This window comes from Vibrio sp. 10N.247.310.17 (assembly GCF_041466605.1).
In the GTDB taxonomy this organism is placed as follows: Bacteria; Pseudomonadota; Gammaproteobacteria; order Enterobacterales; family Vibrionaceae; genus Vibrio; species Vibrio tasmaniensis_A.
Genome location: NZ_JBFSTC010000009.1, coordinates 43,599 through 68,527, shown reverse-complemented (window position 1 = coordinate 68,527; position 24,929 = coordinate 43,599). Strand labels below are relative to the sequence as shown.

Here is a 24,929-nt window from a genome sequence, read left to right as displayed (position 1 = left end):
ACTCCTATTGATTGAGTGTCATAGACTCAATCACTTGAGTTAACTTCTGCTCTACACCAAAGAAACGGGCTTTTTCATAAAGCGCAGAACGAGCCATAACACCAGATGTCACATAACTACCTCGAATGCGACCATCAGGGCTGTGAGGTGAAGTTTGGAAAGAGAACAACTCTTCTAACACCACGTTGCTTCCCTCAATACCGACCACTTCAGTGATATTCATGATCTTTCGAGAACCATCATGCAATCGGCTGACCTGAACGACTAAATCGACCGCGCTTACAATTGAGCGGCGGATCGCTTCTAAGGGCAAATTATTGGTCGCCATCATCACCATTGATTCGACACGAGCCAAAGCATCTCGTGGTGTATTGGCGTGCAACGTAGACATTGAACCATCGTGCCCAGTATTCATGGCTTGCAGCATTTCAAATGCTTCACCACCACGGCATTCACCCACAATAATTCGGTCTGGGCGCATTCGCAGTGAATTAATCACTAAATCTCGAGCGGTAATAGCCCCCGTCCCTTCAATGCCCTCATGACGAGTTTCCATTCGAACAACATGTGACTGCTGAAGCCTTAACTCAGCGGTATCTTCAATAGTGACGGTTCGTTCACCCTCTGATATATGCTGTGATAAAGCATTAAGTAACGTTGTTTTTCCCGATCCCGTACCACCAGATACAATAATATTGAGTCGGCAACGTGCAGCTAATTGAAGTAAACCTGCCATCTCGGGAGTAAGAGACCCAAATTCAACTAATTCTTCAAAACCAATACTTTGCTTTTGAAACTTACGAATCGAGATTGACGTCCCTTCCAATGTGATAGGAGGAATGACAATATTCACGCGGCTACCATCATCTAACCGGGCATCACAAGTAGGAGAAGACTCATCGACCCTGCGCCCAACCCGACTAGCGATGCGCTTAGCAATATCAAGCAACTGCTTCTCATCGATAAATAGAACAGGTGCTTTCTCGACTAAGCCATGACGCTCAATATAAACCTGTTGTGGGCCATTGATCATGATGTCGGTGATCGAGTCATCATCCATCAACACCTGCAAAGGCCCGAGGCCAACTAACTCATGTACCATGCTGGTGACATATTCTGATTTTGCCAGTGATGAAATAGATAACTGATCTCGACTCACTAGCATATCAACTGCGCTAGCTAACTGAGCTTCTAACTCTAGACGCGGTAAGCTTTCAATAACACTGGCATCAAGTGCATCAAATATCTGCTTACGCAGTTGTAAATAAATGCGCTGTGCATGTTCCATATCGTCCCCTTACCGTTTTAACCACTGGAAGAATGAAAATGCTGTTTTTTCCGCAACTTTCTCTCCCATCAATAAGGCAACTAACGTTTGCAGTCCGTATTTCATTTCAGAACGTGATTCACTAAGCAACTCACCTTGAAGTAGGTATTGATTAGCTTTGAAATCAAACACTAAATTCGCGTCTGCCTCTCGACCAAAATACTTAACTACATCCGCCTCACTAATTGACGCTGCGTTATGTGGCCGAGAGCGGTTCATTACCGTCAGTACGACAAGGTTGGGATAATGCACGTCGATTTCAGAACGAATTCGATTCAGCTCTCTTAATGACGATACTGTTGCATCAAATACCAAGACTAAAGCATCTAGTTTCCCCACCGCTTGTCTAAACTCTTCATTGGTTGTCGCAGTGTGAGAATAGTCTTCCACGACAAAAGCATGACTTGAAATCATCTGCTTCTTTAAAGACTGGGTGTACTGGAATAACTCATCACGGCCAAACTCATCTGATTCCACCGCAAGAAGTGACAAATTTTTTTCAATATTTTGTACTAAGCTTGTCGCGATATCATTATCCACTCCTGTAGTAAGGGTGCCTTTTTGAACACTGCGCTTAGTAAACGTCTTAAGCCCTAACATCACGTCAATATTGCTGCCAGTGTAGGTATAGTCGACTAGCAAAGTACTCGCATTTTGATGCTTGGCCAAACGGCGAGATATCTCACACGCTACAAGTGAAGTACCGACCCCACCTTTCACGCCCATGACTGCTATTTGCTTGGCTTTACGATTTGTACTCACGCCTTGTTGTGCTGCGTGGTTACGGGAAACGTTGTGATAAAAATCGATCGTTTCCGCTTCACCCGCTGGCCAAAACAAGTAATAGAAACCCAACTGTCTTAAGGCTCGAATGATGGATATGGTATCTTCACTGCCAATAATGATCACTGACACATGAGGAGGTAAGGTATGAGTCAATAACTGAGCATCAGCGACAATATCTTGGCTTTGATTTAATTCAACAAATACCACTTCAACATCTGGGTATTGCTCTAATCTAGTCACATTTGTGTCTTGGCTGGCGAACGATCTAGGCTCAATCAACCCTTCAAATCTGAACGATTTTTGGATGAAGTCGCGGCATATCTCGGTTTGGAAAAGCATCGCACAACGATTCTGTTTCTCCGATTTTTTCGGTTCCGCACTGTTTAGTTTATTCACTAAATCAAACATCTGAAATTCTCTAACAGTTAGTAATTAGATTGCTTTGTGCGGGTTGACCATTGACTGCCAACGGCTCGTGTCCACATTGCACCCTAAGCTTCCATTCCCATACTCGCCGACCCGTTCCTGGCGGCAAATTTCTAGTTTGGTCTTATATGTTGTGACTGAAAGACTTAAGTCAAAGCGACTCTCTAGTGGTAACGGATCTGATGCGTTTGAGTTATGCTCATTTGAGCTATAACCTATTTGACTGTATTCAATCTGACTCGACATCACACCAGCTTGGATTAACTGGCTCACAACCTCTTTATAAAGCGCCTGATTCCCGCTCCCTTTGGTGCGTATTTTCCATTGCGCCACCTTTACATTTTTAGGGTAACCCAAGATAAACTCACTCACTTTTCTGGTCACCAACTGGGGTTGGTCAGAGCGAAGTTTAAGCTGATAAGTCACAGGAAAAACTTCAACTTCCGTTCCGCGAGGCTCCGATATACGGTCAACACACCCTGTAATAATGACGGCGGTAAACAAAGTAACCATCAATGATTTCATTGGCTAAACCCTCCAGCAGACAAAACTTCATCAGCCCACTTTTGTTGTGATTGTTCATAGCCACTACCTAGTCCAAAAAAGCGCTTGAGCGTGCTAGTCTTTTTCATCGTAGGTAATTGGATCTGCTCCGCTTTGACTGGTTGAACTAAATTAACGGTCGCTACAATGACTAACTCAGTTTTACTACGTTCGGTTCCTGTATGGCGAAACAAAGCACCGATAATAGGTATATCACCAATGTAGGGAATTCGAGTCAGTGACTCTTTCTCTTCACTGTTAAGCAACCCACCAAGAACGAAGCTTTGTCCATCCCCCAGTTCCACGGTTGTCTGGGCGCGTCGTGTTCTTAATGCTGGTAAATCAAAGTTGTCACTGCTGTAACTACCATCTAGGGAGCTAACCTCTGGTGTCAGTGCGAGCTTAATTTTGTCATCTCGAAGCACCTTAGCCAGTAATTCCAGTCGCACACCGAATTCCTTATATTCAACGTTGGTTGCACCATCTATAACCGTCACAACGGGCAGTTCTCCACCCACTAAGAAACTCGCTTTCTCACCTGAAATCACCGACAAATTAGGTTCAGCTAGAACTTGACCAACGCTATCGGTACCTAAAGCTGAAATAACAGAGACAATATCGCTAGCACTAAAATGAGTAAGTTGATCCACAAATATGCCGGGCGTACCATTACTGCCCATCTTGATGCCGAAGTCTTGCATAAAAGAGTGCGATACCTCTGCAATGGTCAACTTAACGTTCACCTGCTTAGTCGCTGATATTTCGATATTATTCACGACGCCTGCGTAATTAAGTTGAGTCATAAAACCCACATCAATGTCGTCACTCTCTTCATCACTCATTTGAAAAGAGGTTGAGTTCGCTGTTTTCCCCAAAAGCTCACCCACCAACTGGTGAATGTTATCCTTTTCCTGTTCATTAGCGACGACACCACTCAGAACAACGTTCTCACCGATGCCTGCTACAAACACTTCCGCATCGGGAAATAACACATCAATTTGTTGCTCTATTTCGCGATAACTTTTATTCACCAACAATAAGCGGTTAAATAATTCACGTCCTTTCGCATCAAATGCGATAAACGAGGCAGATCCTATATTCTTCCCAAACACCACGACCTTATTACTATCAATCACTTGGTAATCTGCAATATTCTTCCCTGAGATAAATACAGAAGCGATTTCCCCTCGAATCGAAAAGGTTTTAGCTTCTCCCTGAGCTAAATTAGTCGAGCCTTGAGCCAAAACCTCGAATGGAAGCAGCAGAACCAATACTAAAGTCAACATTGTTGTTTTCATGGTTAACGCCCTACTCAAAACGGTATTCACGAATTCCACCAGTGCCGCCACTGCTTGGAATGATGTCTGAAGAATCAGCTTCTAGATCATCAGAAAATTCCTTACCCAATGACTTGTGCACGGCCACTTCTGCAATCCGCTGTGCCACCGTGAGTTGTGCCAGTTGTTGATTCGTCACTTGTAAGATCAATGTCACCTGAGTCTCTTTTTCCAACGTTAACGTGCTCACTGCTTTTTCTGACGTCACCATGTCCAAAACCGGTATTTGGGCCAGTAATGGCACCATAGTGAGATGTTGAATATCTGACACCGTATCCTCACTTGATAAGTTCTGATCCGGCGTTGAAAGAACAGATATATCGACTAAATCTCCGACTGCGATGGTGCCACCTAGTACATCTCTTCCCGGTACCGTAACGTTATAAGGCACAAATCCAGGGCGGATCACCGCCTGTAAGTACTGACTGTCTCCGGGAGATGTCAACATATTCAAGTCCACCAGCTCATATGCGGCAATGTCATGCACTGCGAATTGAGGAGCATTCCAATCTAACTCAATGTTTCGATCGATTCCCAATAGCGCTGCACGAGCTTCAGGCAAGTACTCTATAACGAAGTCGCTACGCTTCAGCTGCTGACCTTTCACTGCCGGGTGAGTTAATTTCCATACCTTAAAAGTCACTTCTATAATGGGTTCTTCAGGCTGAACGGGGAAAGTATCCATCGGTACATTCACCACACCATAGAGGCCTATAGATATAGCGAGAAACGCTAAGCCAAGAATGATTTTGGAGTTCATGATTCACCTATAACGATGCAGCTATACCTAGTAGGCTTCCTAGACAAATAGGTACCCCATAAGGAACGCCTCTATTTATCCACTCAGAATTACCAGTTGTTTTTCCTAATACCCACTGAGTAATCGCTAGGGTTCCACCTGCAAATAAAATCACATTAACCGCCAACAACATCATATTGGGCGATACCATTAAACTGAACACAGCCAATAATTTACTGTCTCCAGCAGCTATAACATTGAAATAAAATAAAACTGCGCCGACGGCTAACACTATGAAAAAATTATAAAACTGCTCAAACTTTTCGGTTTGACAGATATAAAAAACACCCAAGAGAGCAACAGCTACCACCACTCCATTAGGTATTATTCGGTATCGGATATCTTGATAACTGACGATTGCAGCCATGGTGGCTAAGGGAATTAACCACCACAGTTTATGAGGCATTAATTAACCTACACTTGGCGACGAATTAGCGGCTTCAATATTATTAGTGATGGTTGTGATGGCACCTTCTAAAGCTTCACGAAGAGAGTCGTTAAATACAGCCAATACGATTGCTGACATACACACACCTAGGATTGCGTATTCAATCGCTGTAACACCACGTTGATCATTATTAAAAGATTGAATAAATAGCTGAGTTCTAACAAATAAATTAGTTAACATTCGTTTCTCCAAAAGATAGATAGGTTGTTTTTTCTTCGGAGGAAATAATATTCAGTGCGCTATTTTTGAGCAATCCAAGAGTGACCTTCCTCACATTGCTCTGACATTTGCCGTCGTTCTATTCAGTTTGAGTTCAGTTTAAAGTGAAAAAAGTGATTAAACGGGAGTGGTGAGAAGAGAAGTTTTTTCCGTGTGAGGGCAATTCGTGCTTTGCGCCGCAAAAACATTGCGGTATGTTCAAAGATTACCCACTGTAACCCGCCACGCTCGGGTTCATAAGATTGATCATAATCTACGAATAATAATCACAATGAATTAGGTATACGAAGCAATGCAATTCTCAAAGTTTGGTGAAAAGTTTAATCGATACTCTGGAATCACTCGTTTAATGGATGATTTAAATGATGGCCTGCGCACTCCTGGTGCAATCATGCTCGGTGGTGGTAACCCAGCCGCTATCCCAGCCATGCTCGATTACTTTAACCAAGCCAGTGCCGACATGCTCGCCAGTGGAGAACTCATCGCCGCCCTCGCCAACTACGATGGTCCGCAGGGCAAAGACAGCTTCATTAAGTCGTTAGCGGCGATGCTGAAAGAGACCTATGGTTGGGACATCAGCGAGAAGAACATCAGCCTGACTAATGGCAGTCAGAGTGGCTTCTTTTACCTATTCAACCTGTTAGCGGGTCAACAGCCAGACGGTTCACACAAGAAAATCCTACTGCCGATCGCACCGGAATACATCGGCTACGGCGATGCGGGCATTGATGACGATATTTTTATCTCTTACCACCCAGAGATCGAACTACTTGAAAACAGACAGTTCAAATACCACGTCGATTTTGAACAGCTAAAAGTTGATGACTCGGTCGCGGCTATCTGTGCCTCTCGCCCAACCAACCCAACCGGTAACGTACTGACCGACGAAGAAGTGCGTAAACTGGATAAACTAGCGCGTGAAAACAACATCCCGCTACTGATCGATAATGCTTACGGCCTGCCGTTTCCAAACATCATCTTTGAAGATGTGGAACCGTTCTGGAATGAAAACACCATTCTGTGCATGAGCTTATCTAAGCTTGGTTTGCCGGGTGTACGTTGCGGTATCGTGATTGCGAGCGAAGAAGTAACCCAAGCTCTGACTAACATGAATGGCATTATCAGCTTAGCGCCGAGCAGTGTTGGGCCGGCAATTGCCAATCATATGATTGAAAAAGGCGATTTATTGCGATTGAGCAGTGAAGTAATCAAACCTTTCTATAAAGACAAATCTCTACGTGCGGTTGAGCTTTTACAAGAAGCGATCGACGACCCTCGCTTCCGTATCCACAAGCCTGAAGGCGCGATTTTCTTATGGCTATGGTTTGATGAACTGCCGATTACCACCATGGAGCTGTACGACCGCCTCAAAGCTCGTGGCGTATTGATTGTTCCGGGTGAATACTTCTTTATCGGCCAAGAAGACGAGTGGGATCATGCTCACCAGTGCTTACGCATGAACTACGTACAAGATGATGAGGCGATGCAAAAAGGCATTTCAATCATTGCTGAAGAAGTGAAAAAGGCTTACTCAGAACAGTAATCTGAGCTTTTAGCTTACTGTAACCCAAATACAAAAAGAGCACCGACCTTCTTCAAGGTACTGGTGCTCTTTCACTTCTACTTCCCGATAATGTTTGTCACTTGAATACCCTAAATAATTGGGGGTTCAGCTAGGCGACTAGAAAATTCAGCCCTATGAGCATAGGGAACCTATGTAATTAGGGGGAATTTACGACGTCAACAACGCTGTAGCTTCAAGTATGACGGGTATTAGCCTTCTAGTAGGCTATTACCGTTGATAGCAATCTTACGTGGTTGCATCGCTTCTGGAATTTCGCGTTCTAGGTCGATGTGAAGAAGACCATTTTCCATGCTTGCCCCTACCACTTTTACGTAGTCTGCCAGTTGGAATTTACGCTCGAAATCACGCTCTGCGATACCTTGGTATACGAAGGTTTTCTCTGCTTCTGCTTTACGCTCACCTTTAACAATTAGCATGTTCTCTTTCTGAGTAAGATCTAATTGGTCATCAGCAAAACCAGCAACGGCCATAGTAATACGGTAGTTGTTCTCGTCTTTTTGCTCGATGTTGTATGGAGGGTAACCGCCAGAAGAGTTCTTCGATGTGTTCGCTTCCATCATGTTGAATAGACGATCGAAGCCGATTGCGTTGCGGTAAAGTGGAGTGAAATCTACAGTTCTCATAATGCTATCCTTTTAGTAAGCAATAGTCTTAGCTGTAATTTTTACTGAGATCGAACCTGTGAATGATTCAGTAAACAGCTAAGGGATTCAGTTCGCATTCCACGGGTTTCACCTCGTTTGATGACAACTCTGGGACATGACAATAAATCAATTTTTAAATTGTGTGCTGCCAAAGTTATCCTCTATTGAGCGATACTCTAGCAACGATTATGAAGGTTCTGTTTCTTCTCTTGTAGAGCAAGACAGTCATTCTCTTCACAACTAGATATGTGGATTGAGCAAATCAGTTTCAAGCGCTTATTTTCAATTATTTTTCCAATCCAATATTTTTCAATCACTTAAAAACAAAAAAGACCGCCATTTTTGGCAGTCTTTTTAACAACAAATTTAGTTTTTTGAGACGAAGCTATTTCGTTTTAGTTCAAAGAAGAGGCGCGGAGCATACGAATGTATGTGAGCACCTCTGACACAGAAATTAAGCGAAAGAGCGAAGTATCAAAGATACTAAACGTCTAGATTTGCTACTTTAAGTGCGTTTTCTTCGATGAAGTTACGACGCGGTTCTACTTGGTCGCCCATCAATGTTGTAAACAACAGATCAGCACCAACAGCATCTTCAATCGTTACTTGCATCATACGACGAGTTTCAGGATCCATTGTCGTTTCCCAAAGTTGATCAGGGTTCATCTCACCTAGACCTTTGTATCGTTGTAGGCTTAGACCACGACGAGACTCTTTCACTAACCAGTTCAGAGCTTCAACGAAACTAGACACTTCTTGAGTACGCTCGCCACGCTTAATGTAAGCACCTTCTTCAATCAGGCCATCAAGTGCTTCAGAAAGATCCGCTAGCTTGCCAAACTCTTTCGAGTTAATCAGATCAATGCTCAGCACGTGCTCATGAGTTACACCATGAGTACGAACCACAATCTTAGGAACGCTTAAATCTAGCTCTTCGTGCTTTTCAACTTCAAGGCTGTATTGGCTTGCACCCGCTTCTTTACCGTTTAGCTGCTCTACTAGCTGCTTACCCCAAGCTTCAACCACCGCATCATCATGACACTGCTCAGCGGTTAGGCGAGGAACGTAAATCAGTTCGTGAACCAATGCGCGTGGGTAGCGGCGGCTCATACGATCAACGAGCTTGATGCCTGCATTGTATTGCTGAACAAGCTTCTCTAAGCCTTCACCGGCAAACGCAGGTGCTTCAGGGTTTACGTGCAGTTCTGCATTGTCTAAAGCCAAAGATACTTGATACTGGTTCATCGCATCTTCATCTTTGATGTACTGCTCTTGCTTACCCTTCTTCACTTTGTAAAGTGGCGGTTGAGCAATGTAGATGTAACCACGTTCAATCAGCTCAGGCATTTGACGGTAGAAGAACGTCAGTAGCAGTGTACGGATGTGAGAACCATCGACATCGGCATCGGTCATGATGATGATGTTGTGGTAACGCAGTTTATCTGGGTTGTATTCATCACGGCCAATACCACAACCAAGGGCTGTGATTAGCGTTGCGACTTCTTGAGAAGACAGCATTTTATCGAAACGCGCTTTCTCTACGTTAAGGATTTTACCTTTAAGCGGTAGGATTGCTTGGTTCTTACGGTTACGCCCCTGCTTGGCTGATCCGCCAGCAGAGTCTCCTTCCACAATGTATAGTTCAGACTGAGCAGGATCTTTTTCCTGACAGTCAGCTAGTTTACCTGGAAGACCGGCTAAATCTAATGCGCCTTTACGACGAGTCATCTCACGAGCTTTACGCGCTGCATCACGAGCACGCGCTGCATCGATAATTTTAGAACAAACGATTTTCGCTTCACCTGGGTTCTCAATTAGGAACTCAGATAGCTTCTCACCCATCGTAGACTCAACGGCAGACTTCACTTCTGAAGAAACCAGCTTGTCTTTCGTTTGGCTTGAGAACTTAGGATCTGGCACTTTCACCGAAACAATCGCCGTCAAACCTTCACGAGCATCATCACCTGATGTTGAAGTCTTCGCTTTCTTCGAGAAGCCTTCTTTATCCATGAAGCTGTTCAGAGTACGCGTTAGTGCAGCACGGAAACCCGCTAAGTGAGCACCACCATCGCGTTGAGGGATGTTGTTAGTGAAACAGTAGATGTTTTCTTGGTAACCATCGTTCCACTGCATTGCAACTTCAACGGTAATGCCGTCATCACGCTCTGAATCAAAGTGGAAAATCTTTTGGATGATTGGTGTTTTATTGGTATTAAGGTGTTCAACAAACGCTTGGATACCGCCTTCGTATTCGAAGTGATCCATTTTGTCTTCTTCACGCTTATCAATTAGCTTAATTGATACACCTGAGTTCAAGAATGATAGCTCACGTAGACGCTTAGCTAAAATGTCGTAATGGAACTCGATGTTAGTGAAGGTTTCTTCACTCGGCCAGAAACGAATCTCTGTACCGGTTTTATCCGTATCACCGATAACCGCTAGTGGCGCTTGAGGCTCACCGTGACTGTAAGTTTGAGTGTGGATTTTGCCACCGCGGTGGATAGTAAGAGTAACTTGCTTAGAAAGTGCGTTAACTACTGAAACACCAACACCGTGCAGACCACCAGATACCTTGTACGAGTTATCATCGAACTTACCACCAGCGTGAAGAACCGTCATGATTACTTCTGCTGCTGATACTTTTTCTTCTGGGTGCAATTCTGTTGGAATACCACGGCCGTCATCGCTTACAGACACTGAGCTATCTTCATGGATAGTTACAATGATGTCATTACAGTGACCAGCTAGCGCTTCATCAATAGAGTTATCTACCACCTCAAAAACCATGTGGTGCAGACCGGTACCATCATCCGTGTCGCCAATGTACATTCCAGGACGCTTACGTACCGCATCCAGACCCTTCAGTACTTTAATACTCGATGAATCGTAATTATCTGACATAGTTACTCTCTGACTAATTATCCTTGCTCTATTTTGCCATGTTCCACATGAAACATCCTGCTATTTTCGTCATGCATATCTGCAATCTGATCAGCGGTAATAGAGCTTACAAAAACTTGAGCCTGGGTCGCCTTTAAACACTCAGCAAGACGTGCTCGGCGTTGGCTATCTAATTCGGAAGCAAAGTCATCTATCAAATAGATGCACTGCTTACCTGTCATTTGAGTGAGGTGTTGCCCTTGTGCTACTCGCAGCGCGCACACCATCAACTTCAATTGACCTCGTGACAAGACATCTTCCACTGGAGTGCCGTTCACTTTTATCTTCAGATCCGCTTTGTTTGGCCCACTAAAGGTGTAACCAAGCTGCTGATCCCTTTCAAAATTCTTTTCTAAAATATCGGCATATGGGGTGTCTTTGTCCCAACCACGATAATAGTTAATCTTTATCTCAAACTCAGGAAGGAAGGTCGCACAGATTTCTTCGGCGACTTCTTTAAGCTGTTCAACGTAAGTGGCACGCCACTGGCTGATACTTTCCGCTAAACGGGCCAACTCTTGGTCCCAATAGCTCAGTTCTCGATAGTTTGTTGCCGTTTTCAATAAGGCGTTTCGCTGCTTATTGAGGCGCTTTACCCTGCCCCATGCATCATAAAAGCCGGACTCACTGTGGAAGACTCCCCAATCAATAAATGCGCGGCGATGCTTAGGTCCATCGGTTAGTAAATCAAACCCTTCCGGGTGAATCAACTGCAAAGGTAAAACCTGAGCTAACTGAGCCAATTTTTGCCCAGTTTGACCGCTTATTTTAACCTCTGTTGTGCCATCGCGCTGCTTATTAATGCCAATTGGCAGCTCAAATTGATCCGAGGTCATAAAACGGCCATGTACAAACAGCTCACTGCACTCGTTTTGTATGATACGGCCGGTGAGTGAACTCTTAAATGAGCGACCATGTCCGAGCAGATATACCGCTTCAAGGACACTGGTTTTTCCGCTCCCGTTAGCCCCTATAAGAAAGTTAAAGCCTGATGACGGTTGAATGTCACAGGCTTCTATATTTCTAAACTGCTTAACGATTAAGCGCGATAAAGGCATAACGTCTTCATATTAATCTTCAATCACGACTCGATAGGTAAACGTTGTTGATCAGTAAACATCACAAACAACGCTTATAAGCGAATAGGCATAACAACGTACATCGCGCTGTCGTCTTGTGCGTTCTCGATAAGAGCACTCGCATTGGCGTCTGACATTGAGATGCGAACTTGCTCACAACGTAGTGTGTTCAGAACATCCAACACGTAGCTTACGTTGAAACCAATCTCTAGTGCATCACCATCAAAGGTTACGTCTAGCACTTCTTCCGCTTCTTCTTGCTCTGGGTTGTTCGCGGTAATACGCATCTCGCTATCTACAAGATTAACGCGAACACCACGGAATTTTTCATTCGACAGAATCGCAGCACGAGAAAATGCTGAACGTAATTCATCACAACCAGCTTCAAGTGTCTTGGTAGTATTTTGCGGCATTACGCGGCGATAATCAGGGAAACGACCATCAACCAGCTTAGAAGTGAAGACATAGTTGTTCACTTCAGCACGCACATTAGAGTTACCAATCTGCAGCGTTACCGGTTGCTCTGGTGCATCCAGTAGCTTCACTAACTCTTGCACACCTTTACGAGGAACAATGATCTGCTTCTGAGCAAAATCGGCACCCAATTGTGCTTGAGATACCGCCATACGGTGACCATCAGTTGCGACACTTCGTAGGATTGAACCTTCAATCTCAAACAACATACCGTTGAGGTAATAACGAACATCTTGGTTCGCCATTGAGAATTGGGTTTTCTCGATAAGACCGCGTAGCTCAGCTTGTGTCACTGACACTTCAACTTCACTGCTCCAGTCTTCAATGTTTGGAAAATCTGCCGCAGGTAATGTTGCTAATGAGAAGCGGCTACGACCAGAACGAACCTGAATACGGTCGCCATCCAATACCACAGTGATCACTGAGCTGTCTGGCAAGCCACGACAGATATCTAGGAATTTACGTGAAGGTACAGTAATGCTGCCCGCTTCGAAATCACCTTCAAGCGTTACACGGCTGATCAGTTCAACTTCTAGATCCGTTGCTGTCATCGACAACACGTTATCTTCTACTTTAATCAGTAGATTTCCTAGAATTGGAAGCGTTGGCCTGCCACCGAGTGCGCCAGATACTTGTTGTAATGGCTTAATCAGGTGACTACGTTCAATGGTAAATTTCATATCTTGCTCTTACGGTCTAAATGGCACTGCGTAATAGTACGTGGCCAAGATTCTGCTTATTAAGGTTAAGAATACTGTGTATTAAGAAGAAAGGGTACGAATCAAGTTCGAATAATCTTCTTTAATGTCGTGGCTCTCTTCACGCAACTGAGCAATCTTACGACAAGCATGCAGTACGGTCGTGTGGTCACGGCCACCGAATGCATCGCCAATCTCAGGCAAGCTGTGGTTAGTTAATTCTTTAGCCAGTGCCATCGCCAGTTGGCGTGGACGAGCAACAGAACGAGAACGACGTTTAGATAATAGATCAGCAACTTTGATTTTGTAGTATTCAGCGACTGTCTTTTGAATATTATCAATAGTGACCAGTTTTTCTTGCAAGGCAAGTAAGTCACGCAGTGCTTCACGCACGAAATCGATCGTGATCGGACGGCCAGTGAAGTTTGCATTCGCAATAACACGGTTCAATGCGCCTTCTAGCTCACGAACGTTAGAGCGTAAACGCTTAGCAATAAAGAATGCCACTTCATCCGCAAGGTGAATTTGGTGGTCTTCGGCTTTCTTCATTAAGATCGCAACACGAGTCTCAAGCTCAGGAGGCTCAATCGCTACCGTCAAACCCCAGCCGAAGCGAGATTTAAGACGATCCTCTACCCCGTTGATCTCTTTTGGATAACGGTCAGAGGTTAGGATGATCTGTTGGTTGCCTTCAAGCAGCGCATTAAAGGTATGGAAGAACTCTTCTTGAGAGCGCTCTTTATTTGCGAAAAATTGGATATCATCGATAAGCAAAGCATCAACACTACGGTAGTAGCGCTTAAATTCTTCAATCGCGTTATTTTGTAACGCCTTCACCATATCCTGAACAAAACGCTCAGAATGCATGTAAACCACTTTCGCATTCGGCTTATTATCAACAATGGCATTACCCACCGCATGCAACAAGTGTGTCTTACCTAAACCGGTGCCACCGTATAAAAACAACGGGTTATAGGCTGTTCCTGGATTATCAGAAACCTGACGTGCCGCCGCTAAACCCAATTGGTTTGATTTACCCTCAACAAAGTTATTGAACTTATGTTTTGGGTTTACGTTTGAACGGTGGTTAAGATCAACCGCTACAGGCTCTTCATCACGCCAGATATTGTGAACAGGCTTACGAGCTTGTAACTGCGCAGGTGCTGACGATTCAGCGGCCACATCAGCGGCTGTGCGGGTACGAGCTGGGGCGATAGTCTCAGATTTTGGAGCCGTAACTCGTTTGTTCCCAATTTCAAAATGAAGATGCGGGATATCATTACCACAATATTCTTGTAGCAAACGGTTAATGCTATTTAGGTACTTATCGCGCACCCAATCGAGTACAAATCGGTTTGGTGCAAATAGAGTTAGAGTATTACCATTGAGCTCCGCTTGTAACGGACGTACCCACATACTGAACTCTGTAGCTGGTAACTCTTCTTGAAGCTGTTGCAAGCATTGCAACCAAAGCGAAGATGACACGGTGCCCCACTCTATTTAAGTTATATGAAATGACCGTTAATTTTACCTGTTGATAAGTCAGATCACCAGCAATTGATCACAGATCCAGTGAATAAGATCCAAGTTATTCACAATAAATTTGTAAATAATCGGTGGATCCACACATCTTGCCCCAAATTTACTCACACAATGATCCACTTATGCCCGGATCCTTGCTAGTTATCCCCAAATCGAGAATGCGATCTGGTTATGGTTAATAACATCTGGTTATTTATTCTATTGAGCATTTTCCCAGTAACATCCAACCCTATAAATATAAGGAGTTACCAAATGAATAACTGGATTAAGGCTGCAATTGCGGCTATCGCACTCTCTGCTGCTACTGTTCAAGCCGCGACTGAAGTTAAAGTCGGCATGTCTGGTCGCTACTTCCCGTTTACGTTCGTTAAACAAGACCAACTACAAGGTTTTGAAGTGGATTTATGGGATGAGATCGGTAAGCGTAACGATTACAAGGTTGAATACGTAACGGCAAACTTCTCTGGTCTGTTTGGTCTTCTTGAAACGGGTCGTATCGATACCATTTCAAACCAAATTACAATGACGGATGCACGTAAAGCGAAATACCTATTCGCAGACCCATACGTAGTAGACGGTGCACAAATTACCGTTCGTAAAGGTAATGACAGCATTAAGGGTATCGAAGACCTTGATGGCAAGACGGTTGCGGTAAACCTAGGTTCAAACTTTGAACAACTGCTTCGCAGCTACGATAAAGATGGCAAGATCAATGTTAAAACCTACGATACAGGTATTGAGCATGATGTCGCTCTTGGTCGTGCCGATGCATTCGTAATGGATCGCCTATCAGCACTAGAGCTTATCAAGAAGACGGGTCTACCATTACAGCTAGCAGGTCAGCCATTCGAAACCATTGAAAACGCTTGGCCTTTCGTGGACAACGACAACGGTAAAAAACTGCAAGCAGAAGTAAACCAAGCATTAGCAGCAATGCGCGCAGATGGTACGCTAGAAAGTATCTCTCAGAAATGGTTTGGTGCGGACATTACTCAGAAGTAATCACTCACTATCTCCATTCGAGGCCCACTGCTTTACACGGCGGTGGGCTTTTTGCTTTTGTGCACTGATTAAAAGCCTGATAGAACAGTATTTCCAAATAGAACAACACTTCCAATATTAATACGAGATAGATTATGGGATTTGACTTTAATTACATGCTAGAGCTGTTGCCAATACTACTGAAGTATTTAGGCACCACGATGGAGATGGCGACTTGGGGCTTGTTCTTTGCTCTGATCCTGTCTCTGATACTGGCGAATATTCGTGTATTCAAAATCCCAGTACTCGACCAACTGAGCCAGCTGTACATTAGCTTCTTTCGAGGCACACCTCTGTTGGTACAGCTTTTCCTCCTTTATTACGGCTTACCACAAGTATTCCCTTGGATGGTTGGGTTGGATGCTTTCAGCGCCGCTGTAATTGGCTTAACCCTGCACTTTGCCGCGTATATGGCAGAAAGTATTCGTGCCGCGATTATCGGTATTGATCGTAGCCAGATGGAAGCCAGCCTCTCAGTCGGTATGACAACCAGTCAAGCGATGCGCCGAGTGATCTTGCCGCAAGCAACCCGCGTAGCACTGCCTTCTTTAATGAACTATTTCATCGACATGATCAAGTCGACTTCACTTGCATTCACCTTAGGTGTCGCCGAAATCATGGCTAAAGCTCAGATGGAAGCTTCTTCAAGTTTCCGCTTCTTCGAGGCTTTCTTAGCAGTCGCGCTGATTTACTGGGGTGTAGTGGTTATCCTCACTCGTATTCAAATTTGGGCCGAAGTGAAACTGAATAAGGCGTATGTACGATGATCAAATTACAAAATATCCACAAGCAGTTTGGTGACACCGAAGTTTTGAAAGGGATCGACCTAGAAATCAAACAAGGTGAGATAATTGTCATCATAGGTTCAAGTGGTACGGGTAAGTCTACCCTGCTGCGTTGTGTGAATTTTCTAGAGCAAGCCGATCAAGGCATTATTTCGATTGATGATATTAAGGTTGATGCTCAGAAACACACCAAAGCAGAGGTGCTTGCACTGCGTCGTAAGACTGGTTTTGTATTCCAAAACTATGCACTATTTGCTCACCAAACCGCGAGACAGAATATAGCTGAAGGTTTGATTACCGTTCGTGGTTGGAAAAAGAAGCAAGCCCATGAAAAAGCACAACAAATACTCGACGACATTGGCTTAGGAGAGAAAGCTGATAGCTACCCAGCCGCGCTCTCTGGTGGCCAGCAGCAACGGGTTGGTATTGGCCGTGCAATGGCTCTACAACCAGAGCTTTTACTGTTTGATGAGCCGACTTCAGCGCTTGATCCTGAATGGGTTGGCGAAGTGCTTAACCTAATGAAAAAACTAGCAAATCAGCATCAAACCATGCTGGTGGTTACTCACGAAATGCAGTTCGCTAGAGAGGTCGCAGACCGAGTGATCTTCATGGCTGATGGCCACATTGTCGAACAGGGATCTCCACAGGATATTTTTGGTAATCCACAGGATCCTAAATTAAAGAAATTCTTAAATAAGGTCGGGATCGACGAAGGATCCTTGTGATTTTAGTTATTCTACGTATAATCCCCCGACCGGAATTTTAGTTAACCCAATCATTGACACTTTTTGTGACAGTGATTACAATTCCGCCTCTTTGTTGAGAGGCGTCGGTTTTCCTTTCTTATATAAAGAAGAGAAAAAATGCCCACGCCGGGTTTAACAAAAACCTAAAACTACTGATCAGTAAGGTAATTACAATGAAACGCACTTTTCAACCTACAGTTCTAAAGCGTAAGCGTACACACGGTTTCCGTGCTCGCATGGCTACTAAGAACGGTCGCGCAACAATCAATGCACGTCGTGCAAAAGGCCGTAAGCGTCTTTCTAAGTAATCTTTGATTATTTTGAATAAGCTAGCCTTCGGTCGGGAGTTACGCTTGTTAACTCCCGAACATTATCAGAATGTCTTCAAGCAAGCTCATCGAGCAGGCTCCCCTCATTTCACCATCATTGCCCGAAATAACTCTCTTTCAAATCCTCGCCTTGGATTAGCCGTTCCGAAAAAGCAGATTAAAACCGCCGTGGGTCGTAATCGATTCAAGCGTCTTACTCGTGAAAGCTTTCGTAACACTCAACACAAACTTCCTAACAAAGATTATGTTGTAATCGCTAAGAAGAGCGCGCAAGATTTAAGCAATGAAGAAATGTTCAAGCTACTCGACAAATTATGGCTTCGCCTGTCTCGCCCTTCGCGTGGATAGCGCTAATACCCATCTATTTTTATAGATGGTTTATTAGTCCACTCATCGGCCCACGCTGCCGATTTACTCCAACCTGCTCTTTATATGCGATAGAAGCGTTGAAAGCTCACGGTTTTGTAAAAGGGTGTTGGTTATCAGGCAAACGTCTATTAAAATGCCATCCTTTGAACGAAGGGGGCTTTGACCCCGTTCCACCAGTCCAAAAACAAGACAGAGATAAATAACGATGGATTCTCAACGTAATATCCTGTTAATCGCATTGGCTTTGGTTTCTTTCCTACTGTTCCAACAATGGAACGTAGCTCAGAACCCAGCTCCACAAGCGGTTGAGCAGGCACAATCTGGCAGCACCCTACCAGCGCCATCTTATGCAGATGATCTAGACCCGGCTCCTGGTCAAGTTGCTTCTGCTAAAACTATCACAGTAACAACTGATGTTCTGACTCTGTCAATTGATACGGTTGGTGGTGATGTCGTTACAGCAAACCTAAACGATTACTCTGCTGAGTTCGATTCTGAAGATACTTTTGTTCTTCTTAAAAACGAGCCTGGTCACCAATTTATCGCTCAAAGCGGTCTAGTGGGTCCTCAAGGTATCGATTTAAGCAGCACTAACCGCCCTAGCTACACGGTTTCAGCAGACAGCTTCACGTTGGCTGAAGGTCAAGATGAACTACGCATCCCAATGACTTACCAAGCAAACGGCCTGGATTACACAAAAACATTCGTCCTTAAGCGCGACAGCTACGCGATTGACGTTGAATACGATGTAGTCAACAACTCTGGCAATAACGCAACATTCGGCATGTACGCTCACCTACGTCAAAACGTTATGGATGACGGTGGTAGCCTAACAATGCCAACTTACCGTGGTGGTGCTTACTCTACGGAAGATACGCGTTACAAAAAATACAGCTTCGACGACATGCAAGATCGCAACCTTTCTCTTAACCTAGCAAACGGTCAAGGTTGGGCAGCGATGATTCAACACTACTTTGCAAGTGCTTGGATTCCACGCGACGAAGCAGGCAGCAACCTTTACACTCGTGTAATTGGTAACCTTGGCGACATCGGTGTTCGCATGCCGAACAAAACCATCGCTACTGGCGACGAAGCAAGCTTCAAAGCAACGCTTTGGGTTGGTCCTAAACTTCAAGACCAAATGGCTGCTGTTGCACCAAACCTAGACCTAGTAGTTGACTACGGTTGGTTATGGTTCATTGCTAAACCACTTCATACTCTGCTTTCATTTATTCAAGGCATCGTTGTGAACTGGGGTCTGGCAATCATCTGTCTAACTTTCATCGTTCGTGGTGCTATGTACCCACTAACGAAAGCTCAGTACACGTCTATGGCGAAAATGCGTATGCTTCAGCCTAAGCTGACTGCAATGCGTGAGCGTATTGGCGACGACCGTCAACGCATGAGTCAAGAAATGATGGAGCTTTACAAGAAAGAGAAAGTAAACCCACTAGGTGGCTGTTTACCTATCCTTCTTCAAATGCCTATCTTCATTTCGCTATACTGGGCACTAATGGAGTCTGTTGAACTGCGTCACTCACCGTTCTTCGGTTGGATTACTGACCTTTCAGCACAAGACCCATACTACATCTTGCCACTTCTGATGGGTGCTTCAATGTTCCTAATCCAGAAGATGAGCCCGACAACTGTAACGGATCCAATGCAGCAGAAGATCATGACCTTTATGCCGGTTATGTTCACATTCTTCTTCCTGTTCTTCCCTTCAGGTCTGGTTCTTTACTGGCTAGTATCGAACATCGTAACTCTAATTCAGCAAACGCTTATCTACCGCGCACTGGAAAAGAAAGGCTTACATTCTAAGTAAGTTCGATAATAGAAAGAGATAAAGAAAGGCGACCAAAAGGTCGCCTTTTTGTTTTTAGCTGATTACAATTCAGCTAATTGATTAATCGTGAATGCCCTCTTTGGCTTTCACATGCTAGCAGGCACACCTATGACTACAGATACGATTGTTGCTCAAGCGACCGCGCCAGGCCGTGGTGGCGTCGGTATTATCCGCGTTTCCGGCCCATTGGCGACTCAGGTTGCCCTAGAAGTAACAGGAAAAACACTTAAGCCTCGCTACGCTGAGTACCTGCCGTTTAAATCTCACGATGGCATCGAACTCGACCAAGGTATCGCGCTTTTCTTCCCTAACCCACATTCGTTTACTGGCGAAGACGTGTTAGAGCTGCAAGGCCACGGCGGTCCGGTGGTGATGGATATGCTAATCAAACGAATCCTCGCGATCTCAGGCGTGCGTGCTGCGCGTCCAGGTGAGTTTTCAGAGCGTGCCTTCTTAAACGACAAGATGGATTTAACTCAAGCCGAAGCGATTGCTGACCTGATTGACGCAAGCTCAGAAGAAGCGGCGAAATCTGCACTACAATCCCTGCAAGGTGAATTCTCAAAGCGTATTAATACACTGGTAGATTCCCTGATTTACCTAAGAATCTACGTTGAAGCGGCTATCGACTTCCCTGAAGAAGAAATTGATTTCCTTGCTGACGGTAAAGTAAGTGCTGACTTACAGGCTATCATGGACAATCTCGAAGCTGTGCGCCAAGAAGCCAATCAAGGTGCCATCATGCGTGAAGGTATGAAAGTCGTGATTGCAGGTCGCCCAAATGCGGGTAAATCGAGCCTATTAAATGCATTGTCAGGCAAAGAATCTGCCATTGTGACTGATATTGCCGGCACTACGCGTGATGTACTGCGTGAACATATCCATATTGATGGCATGCCACTGCATATTATTGATACCGCAGGCCTACGTGAGGCCTCTGATGAAGTAGAAAAGATAGGTATTGAACGTGCTTGGGAAGAAATAGCTCAGGCAGACCGAGTTTTATTTATGGTTGATGGCACAACAACAGACGCAACCGACCCGAAAGATATCTGGCCAGATTTCGTTGATCGTCTACCAGACAACATCGGAATGACGGTAATTCGTAATAAAGCGGATCAAACCAGTGAAGAGTTAGGCATTTGTCATGTTAACGATCCAACCCTGATTCGCTTATCAGCCAAAACAGGCCAAGGTGTCGACGCTCTGCGTAGTCATCTAAAGGATTGTATGGGCTTTGCTGGTGGTCATGAAGGTGGCTTTATGGCACGTCGTCGTCACTTAGATGCCCTAGAACGAGCATCAGAACACCTAGATATCGGCCAACAGCAGCTTGAAGGCTACATGGCGGGTGAGATTTTAGCGGAAGAGCTTCGAATTACTCAGCAGCACCTCAATGAGATCACGGGTGAGTTCAGTTCAGACGATCTTTTAGGTCGCATCTTCTCTTCATTCTGTATTGGTAAATAACCTTAAAAGGCCGGCTCATGCTGGCCTTCTTCTTTAGTAAGGACAGCTTAATGATCCACATTATTACAGGTAGCACCTTAGGTGGTGCAGAGTACGTTGGCGATCACCTTAATGATCTTCTTGAAGAGCAAGGTCATGAAATAACCCTTCATAATCAACCTGAATACGATGATATCCCCCAACAAGGCTTTTGGTTGTTGGTCACTTCAACTCATGGTGCCGGTGAATTTCCAGATAATATTAAGCCGTTTATCGACGCATTGACCCAGCAATCTCCAGATTTAAGCCGGGTTCGCTTTGCTGTAGTGGCGCTTGGAGATTCGAGCTACGATACCTTCTGTTTGGCAGGTAAATCAGTCCACAGCCAACTAAACGAGCTCGGTGCTCAAGCTATTTCTGGCTGTTTTACCATCGATGTTCTTGAAACACCGGTCCCAGAAGATGCTGCAGAGGAATGGTTTAACGATCATAGTGACCAGTTTTAACACCTCAATCTTCTAAAAAGCGGCTTATGCCGCTTTTTTTGTCTCTGAAAATCGTGATTGTGAATAACTTTTTTGAAAATAAATCGAAATACATGTCCTTTTTTTCAATTTTCTCTGTGGATAAGATCATACATATACGGTGATCAACCTATAGTTATCCAAATAACAACTTTCTAGGTAATTTCTCCTTGTGTATAAGTAGCCATTTTGATCCCAGCTAATCCTCATTGTGATCAAAGTTAGATCACACCCTTTGATCCAAAAAAGATCCATGATCTTGTTGATCATTTTCTACTTATCCACAGACACCCTCGATCCTAATAATAGATCTAATAAAAGATCTCTCTAAAGATCTTATCTATATTAATTAAAAACAGCTTTTTCGAAAAATTCCAAAAACGTTTTCTCAAGCTATGAAAACAGGTAGAATATCGCTCCTTTTTATCAATCTAGAAACGTTTGAGTACCTGAGGTCGGTTCATGCTTTATCACGAAAAATTTGACGTCATCGTTGTTGGTGGTGGCCATGCAGGAACGGAAGCCGCACTCGCATCTGCACGTACTGGTCAAAGTACGTTATTACTAACTCATAATATCGATACGTTGGGACAGATGTCTTGTAACCCAGCCATTGGTGGGATCGGTAAGGGCCACTTGGTAAAAGAGGTCGATGCTATGGGTGGATTAATGGCGCAAGCTATTGATCATGCAGGTATTCAGTTCAGAACATTAAACGCATCAAAAGGCCCTGCGGTACGTGCAACTCGTGCACAAGCTGACCGCGCACTTTACAAAGCCTTTGTCCGTAATGTTCTTGAAAACACACCAAACCTAACTCTGTTCCAACAGTCGGTTGATGACTTGATCGTTGAACAAGATCAAGTGGTGGGTGTGGTTACACAAATGGGCCTCAAATTCCGCGCTAATGCTGTGGTCTTAACGGTAGGCACATTCCTAGGCGGTAAGATTCATATTGGTATGGAAAGTTCATCGGGTGGACGTGCTGGTGATCCACCATCGATCGCGCTCGCTGACCGTCTTCGTGATCTTCCATTTCGTGTTGATCGCCTGAAAACGGGTACACCTCCTCGCATCGATGCACGCAGCGTTGATTTTTCTGAGCTTGAGGTTCAACACGGCGATAATCCGACTCCGGTTTTCTCATTCATGGGTAACCGAGCTCAGCAGCCGCGTCAGATTCCATGTTACATCACACACACTAACGAAAATACGCATGACGTTATTCGTGCCAATCTCGATCGCAGCCCGATGTACGCAGGTGTGATTGAAGGTATTGGCCCTCGTTACTGTCCGTCGATTGAAGATAAAGTGATGCGCTTTGCTGATAAAAACAGTCACCAAATTTTCATTGAGCCTGAAGGCCTAACGACGCACGAGTTATACCCGAATGGTATTTCAACCAGTTTGCCGTTTGATGTTCAGGTAAAAATCGTTCACTCAATGAAAGGTTTTGAGAACGCACACATCGTCCGTCCTGGCTACGCGATTGAGTACGACTTCTTTGACCCTCGCGATCTTAAACTGACTTACGAGACCAAGTTTATTAAGGGTCTGTTCTTTGCGGGGCAAATCAATGGCACCACCGGCTACGAAGAAGCTGCAGCACAAGGCTTAATGGCCGGTTTGAATGCGAGTTTGTTTACGCAAGGCAAAGAGGGCTGGAGCCCACGCCGCGATCAAGCTTACATGGGTGTACTTATCGATGACTTGTCGACGATGGGTACTAAAGAACCGTACCGAATGTTTACATCTCGCGCGGAGTACCGCTTGTTGCTTCGTGAAGACAACGCTGATATCCGTTTGACTGAAAAGTCACGTGAACTTGGCTTGGTCGACGATGCTCGTTGGACGCGATTCAACGAGAAGATGGAAAACATGGAGAAAGAGCGTCAACGTCTTAAAGAAACATGGATTAATCCAAAATCTGAAGATATTGATCAATTGAACCAGATCCTGAAAACACCAATGTCTCGTGAAGCGAGTGGTGAAGATCTTCTTCGTCGTCCTGAAATGACTTATTCACAGCTAACGTCGTTGGATCGTTTTGGTCCTGCACTGGAAGATCAACAAGCGTCTGAGCAAGTTGAGATCCAAGTGAAGTACGATGGCTATATCCAACGTCAACAAGATGAAATTGAAAAATCACTGCGTCATGAAAACACCAAACTGCCGGCTGACATCGATTACAGTAAGGTAAAAGGGCTTTCTAACGAAGTGGTTCTTAAACTAACTACCGCTAAACCAGACTCAATTGGTATTGCATCGCGAATCTCAGGTATCACACCTGCTGCAATTTCAATTCTGTTGGTTTACTTGAAAAAACACGGCCTGTTGAAAAAAGGTGAGGAAGCATAATGAGCGCATTACGCGAAAAACTGGATCACCTGATTGGCCAGACTGAACTTGAAGTATCTGAAAAGCAACGCAGCCAATTGGTTGGCTACGTTGAGTTACTAAACAAGTGGAACAAAGCATACAATCTGACGTCAGTTCGTGATCCGCAAGAAATGATGGTGAAACATATCTTAGATAGCATCATTGTTAGCACTCACTTACAAGGCAAGCGCTTTATTGACGTTGGCACAGGCCCTGGTCTTCCTGGGATTCCGCTCTCAATCATGAATCCTGACTGCGAGTTTTACTTGCTAGACAGCTTGGGTAAGCGTATTCGTTTTATCAAGCAAGTGATTCATGAGCTGGGTATCGACAACGTGGTGCCGATTCAAAGTCGCGTTGAAGAATTTCAACCAGAAGAAAAGTTTGATGCCGTGCTCAGTCGCGCATTTGCATCAATGACAGACATGGTAGAGTGGTGTCATCATTTACCTAAAGAGCAATCCGGTGTATTTTTGGCTCTTAAGGGACAACATCCTAGAGACGAAATCGACCTGTTACCTGAATGGTGTTCAGTGACAGACATTAAAGCTTTGCAAGTGCCAGAGCTTGATGGAGAGCGTCATCTAGTTACTTTATCGCGTCAGGGATAA

24 protein-coding genes are annotated in these 24,929 nt (G+C 44.5%); 12 read left to right on the top strand and 12 right to left on the bottom strand.

Features of this window, described 5'->3' with window-relative positions:
* Positions 1 to 4: 4 nt before the first annotated feature.
* From AB6D80_RS04950 to AB6D80_RS04920, 7 genes are read right to left on the bottom strand one after another with little or no spacing between them, the layout of a single operon-like run.
* Positions 5 to 1,288, bottom strand: a complete 1,284-nt coding sequence (locus tag AB6D80_RS04950; RefSeq protein ID WP_372187897.1) for a CpaF family protein — start codon at positions 1,286 to 1,288, stop codon at positions 5 to 7.
* A gap of 9 nt (positions 1,289 to 1,297) precedes the next feature.
* Positions 1,298 to 2,521, bottom strand: coding sequence for a P-loop NTPase (locus tag AB6D80_RS04945; protein ID WP_372187895.1), 1,224 nt, complete (start codon positions 2,519 to 2,521; stop codon positions 1,298 to 1,300).
* A 24-nt stretch (positions 2,522 to 2,545) separates the two neighbouring features.
* Positions 2,546 to 3,064: a hypothetical protein gene (locus tag AB6D80_RS04940; protein WP_102249191.1), complete on the bottom strand. Its 519-nt coding sequence runs from the start codon at positions 3,062 to 3,064 to the stop codon at positions 2,546 to 2,548.
* On the bottom strand, positions 3,061 to 4,380 hold the full coding sequence (locus tag AB6D80_RS04935; RefSeq protein ID WP_009848145.1) for a type II and III secretion system protein family protein: 1,320 nt from the start codon (positions 4,378 to 4,380) through the stop codon (positions 3,061 to 3,063). Before AB6D80_RS04935 ends, AB6D80_RS04940 begins: the two co-directional genes overlap by 4 nt.
* Positions 4,381 to 4,390: 10 nt before the next feature.
* Positions 4,391 to 5,179 carry an RcpC/CpaB family pilus assembly protein gene (locus AB6D80_RS04930; protein WP_017103126.1) on the bottom strand — a complete coding sequence of 263 codons (789 nt, stop codon included), beginning with the start codon at positions 5,177 to 5,179 and terminating at the stop codon, positions 4,391 to 4,393.
* A gap of 7 nt (positions 5,180 to 5,186) precedes the next feature.
* The gene (locus AB6D80_RS04925; RefSeq protein WP_017103127.1) at positions 5,187 to 5,624 is read right to left on the bottom strand and encodes a prepilin peptidase; all 438 of its coding nucleotides are present in this window, start codon (positions 5,622 to 5,624) and stop codon (positions 5,187 to 5,189) included.
* Between the two features lie 3 nt (positions 5,625 to 5,627).
* A complete protein-coding gene (locus tag AB6D80_RS04920; RefSeq protein ID WP_009848142.1) occupies positions 5,628 to 5,846 on the bottom strand; it encodes a Flp family type IVb pilin in 219 nt (72 codons plus the stop codon).
* 331 nt (positions 5,847 to 6,177) lie between these two features.
* Here AB6D80_RS04920 and AB6D80_RS04915 point away from each other — a divergent pair, with 331 nt between their 5' ends.
* Positions 6,178 to 7,428 (top strand): valine--pyruvate transaminase, encoded by a 1,251-nt coding sequence (locus AB6D80_RS04915; protein ID WP_371702023.1) that lies wholly within the window; start codon positions 6,178 to 6,180, stop codon positions 7,426 to 7,428.
* 230 nt (positions 7,429 to 7,658) lie between these two features.
* On the opposite strand, the gene AB6D80_RS04910 is transcribed toward AB6D80_RS04915, so the two are convergent.
* From AB6D80_RS04910 to dnaA, 5 genes are all read right to left on the bottom strand, one after another.
* Positions 7,659 to 8,093: an Hsp20 family protein gene (locus AB6D80_RS04910; RefSeq protein ID WP_009848140.1), complete on the bottom strand. Its 435-nt coding sequence runs from the start codon at positions 8,091 to 8,093 to the stop codon at positions 7,659 to 7,661.
* 504 nt (positions 8,094 to 8,597) lie between these two features.
* Positions 8,598 to 11,015 (bottom strand): DNA topoisomerase (ATP-hydrolyzing) subunit B, encoded by a 2,418-nt coding sequence (gyrB, locus tag AB6D80_RS04905; RefSeq protein ID WP_371702025.1) that lies wholly within the window; start codon positions 11,013 to 11,015, stop codon positions 8,598 to 8,600.
* A gap of 17 nt (positions 11,016 to 11,032) precedes the next feature.
* On the bottom strand, positions 11,033 to 12,112 hold the full coding sequence (recF, locus tag AB6D80_RS04900; RefSeq protein WP_135445414.1) for a DNA replication/repair protein RecF: 1,080 nt from the start codon (positions 12,110 to 12,112) through the stop codon (positions 11,033 to 11,035).
* A gap of 74 nt (positions 12,113 to 12,186) precedes the next feature.
* Positions 12,187 to 13,287: a DNA polymerase III subunit beta gene (gene dnaN / locus AB6D80_RS04895; RefSeq protein WP_009848137.1), complete on the bottom strand. Its 1,101-nt coding sequence runs from the start codon at positions 13,285 to 13,287 to the stop codon at positions 12,187 to 12,189.
* Positions 13,288 to 13,368: 81 nt separating this feature from the next.
* A complete protein-coding gene (gene dnaA, locus AB6D80_RS04890; protein ID WP_009848136.1) occupies positions 13,369 to 14,790 on the bottom strand; it encodes a chromosomal replication initiator protein DnaA in 1,422 nt (473 codons plus the stop codon).
* A 309-nt stretch (positions 14,791 to 15,099) separates the two neighbouring features.
* Between dnaA and AB6D80_RS04885 the strand changes: the two genes are divergently transcribed.
* From AB6D80_RS04885 to rsmG, 11 genes are all read left to right on the top strand, one after another.
* A complete protein-coding gene (locus tag AB6D80_RS04885; protein ID WP_029223762.1) occupies positions 15,100 to 15,849 on the top strand; it encodes an amino acid ABC transporter substrate-binding protein in 750 nt (249 codons plus the stop codon).
* A gap of 134 nt (positions 15,850 to 15,983) precedes the next feature.
* Positions 15,984 to 16,655, top strand: a complete 672-nt coding sequence (locus tag AB6D80_RS04880) for an amino acid ABC transporter permease (protein ID WP_009848134.1) — start codon at positions 15,984 to 15,986, stop codon at positions 16,653 to 16,655.
* A complete protein-coding gene (locus tag AB6D80_RS04875) occupies positions 16,652 to 17,401 on the top strand; it encodes an amino acid ABC transporter ATP-binding protein (RefSeq protein ID WP_135445416.1) in 750 nt (249 codons plus the stop codon). The genes AB6D80_RS04880 and AB6D80_RS04875 overlap by 4 nt, the downstream gene beginning before the upstream one ends.
* 194 nt (positions 17,402 to 17,595) lie before the next feature.
* On the top strand, positions 17,596 to 17,730 hold the full coding sequence (rpmH, locus tag AB6D80_RS04870) for a 50S ribosomal protein L34 (RefSeq protein ID WP_004735800.1): 135 nt from the start codon (positions 17,596 to 17,598) through the stop codon (positions 17,728 to 17,730).
* Between the two features lie 45 nt (positions 17,731 to 17,775).
* Positions 17,776 to 18,099, top strand: coding sequence for a ribonuclease P protein component (gene rnpA, locus AB6D80_RS04865; protein ID WP_029223763.1), 324 nt, complete (start codon positions 17,776 to 17,778; stop codon positions 18,097 to 18,099).
* Positions 18,066 to 18,323, top strand: coding sequence for a membrane protein insertion efficiency factor YidD (gene yidD / locus AB6D80_RS04860; protein WP_004735802.1), 258 nt, complete (start codon positions 18,066 to 18,068; stop codon positions 18,321 to 18,323). Before rnpA ends, yidD begins: the two co-directional genes overlap by 34 nt.
* A 2-nt stretch (positions 18,324 to 18,325) precedes the next feature.
* A complete protein-coding gene (yidC, locus tag AB6D80_RS04855) occupies positions 18,326 to 19,945 on the top strand; it encodes a membrane protein insertase YidC (protein WP_371702029.1) in 1,620 nt (539 codons plus the stop codon).
* 129 nt (positions 19,946 to 20,074) lie between these two features.
* Positions 20,075 to 21,436 carry a tRNA uridine-5-carboxymethylaminomethyl(34) synthesis GTPase MnmE gene (gene mnmE, locus AB6D80_RS04850; RefSeq protein WP_029225326.1) on the top strand — a complete coding sequence of 454 codons (1,362 nt, stop codon included), beginning with the start codon at positions 20,075 to 20,077 and terminating at the stop codon, positions 21,434 to 21,436.
* 50 nt (positions 21,437 to 21,486) lie between these two features.
* Positions 21,487 to 21,921 carry an FMN-binding protein MioC gene (mioC, locus tag AB6D80_RS04845; protein ID WP_029225327.1) on the top strand — a complete coding sequence of 145 codons (435 nt, stop codon included), beginning with the start codon at positions 21,487 to 21,489 and terminating at the stop codon, positions 21,919 to 21,921.
* Positions 21,922 to 22,401: 480 nt separating this feature from the next.
* Positions 22,402 to 24,297, top strand: coding sequence for a tRNA uridine-5-carboxymethylaminomethyl(34) synthesis enzyme MnmG (gene mnmG, locus AB6D80_RS04840; RefSeq protein ID WP_012605106.1), 1,896 nt, complete (start codon positions 22,402 to 22,404; stop codon positions 24,295 to 24,297).
* Positions 24,297 to 24,929, top strand: coding sequence for a 16S rRNA (guanine(527)-N(7))-methyltransferase RsmG (gene rsmG, locus AB6D80_RS04835; protein ID WP_009848127.1), 633 nt, complete (start codon positions 24,297 to 24,299; stop codon positions 24,927 to 24,929). The genes mnmG and rsmG overlap by 1 nt, the downstream gene beginning before the upstream one ends.

Bases quoted from the DNA above. Each gene is read 5' to 3' on its own strand.
- AB6D80_RS04950 (WP_372187897.1), bottom strand. From the start codon at position 1,288: ATGGAACATGCACAGCGCATTTATTTACAACTGCGTAAGCAGATATTT.
- AB6D80_RS04945 (WP_372187895.1), bottom strand. From the start codon at position 2,521: ATGTTTGATTTAGTGAATAAACTAAACAGTGCGGAACCGAAAAAATCG.
- AB6D80_RS04940 (WP_102249191.1), bottom strand. From the start codon at position 3,064: ATGAAATCATTGATGGTTACTTTGTTTACCGCCGTCATTATTACAGGG.
- AB6D80_RS04935 (WP_009848145.1), bottom strand. From the start codon at position 4,380: ATGAAAACAACAATGTTGACTTTAGTATTGGTTCTGCTGCTTCCATTC.
- AB6D80_RS04930 (WP_017103126.1), bottom strand. From the start codon at position 5,179: ATGAACTCCAAAATCATTCTTGGCTTAGCGTTTCTCGCTATATCTATA.
- AB6D80_RS04925 (WP_017103127.1), bottom strand. From the start codon at position 5,624: ATGCCTCATAAACTGTGGTGGTTAATTCCCTTAGCCACCATGGCTGCA.
- AB6D80_RS04920 (WP_009848142.1), bottom strand. From the start codon at position 5,846: ATGTTAACTAATTTATTTGTTAGAACTCAGCTATTTATTCAATCTTTT.
- AB6D80_RS04915 (WP_371702023.1), top strand. From the start codon at position 6,178: ATGCAATTCTCAAAGTTTGGTGAAAAGTTTAATCGATACTCTGGAATC.
- AB6D80_RS04910 (WP_009848140.1), bottom strand. From the start codon at position 8,093: ATGAGAACTGTAGATTTCACTCCACTTTACCGCAACGCAATCGGCTTC.
- gyrB (WP_371702025.1), bottom strand. From the start codon at position 11,015: ATGTCAGATAATTACGATTCATCGAGTATTAAAGTACTGAAGGGTCTG.
- recF (WP_135445414.1), bottom strand. From the start codon at position 12,112: ATGCCTTTATCGCGCTTAATCGTTAAGCAGTTTAGAAATATAGAAGCC.
- dnaN (WP_009848137.1), bottom strand. From the start codon at position 13,287: ATGAAATTTACCATTGAACGTAGTCACCTGATTAAGCCATTACAACAA.
- AB6D80_RS04885 (WP_029223762.1), top strand. From the start codon at position 15,100: ATGAATAACTGGATTAAGGCTGCAATTGCGGCTATCGCACTCTCTGCT.
- AB6D80_RS04880 (WP_009848134.1), top strand. From the start codon at position 15,984: ATGGGATTTGACTTTAATTACATGCTAGAGCTGTTGCCAATACTACTG.
- AB6D80_RS04875 (WP_135445416.1), top strand. From the start codon at position 16,652: ATGATCAAATTACAAAATATCCACAAGCAGTTTGGTGACACCGAAGTT.
- rpmH (WP_004735800.1), top strand. From the start codon at position 17,596: ATGAAACGCACTTTTCAACCTACAGTTCTAAAGCGTAAGCGTACACAC.
- yidD (WP_004735802.1), top strand. From the start codon at position 18,066: ATGGCTTCGCCTGTCTCGCCCTTCGCGTGGATAGCGCTAATACCCATC.
- yidC (WP_371702029.1), top strand. From the start codon at position 18,326: ATGGATTCTCAACGTAATATCCTGTTAATCGCATTGGCTTTGGTTTCT.
- mnmE (WP_029225326.1), top strand. From the start codon at position 20,075: ATGACTACAGATACGATTGTTGCTCAAGCGACCGCGCCAGGCCGTGGT.
- mioC (WP_029225327.1), top strand. From the start codon at position 21,487: ATGATCCACATTATTACAGGTAGCACCTTAGGTGGTGCAGAGTACGTT.
- mnmG (WP_012605106.1), top strand. From the start codon at position 22,402: ATGCTTTATCACGAAAAATTTGACGTCATCGTTGTTGGTGGTGGCCAT.
- rsmG (WP_009848127.1), top strand. From the start codon at position 24,297: ATGAGCGCATTACGCGAAAAACTGGATCACCTGATTGGCCAGACTGAA.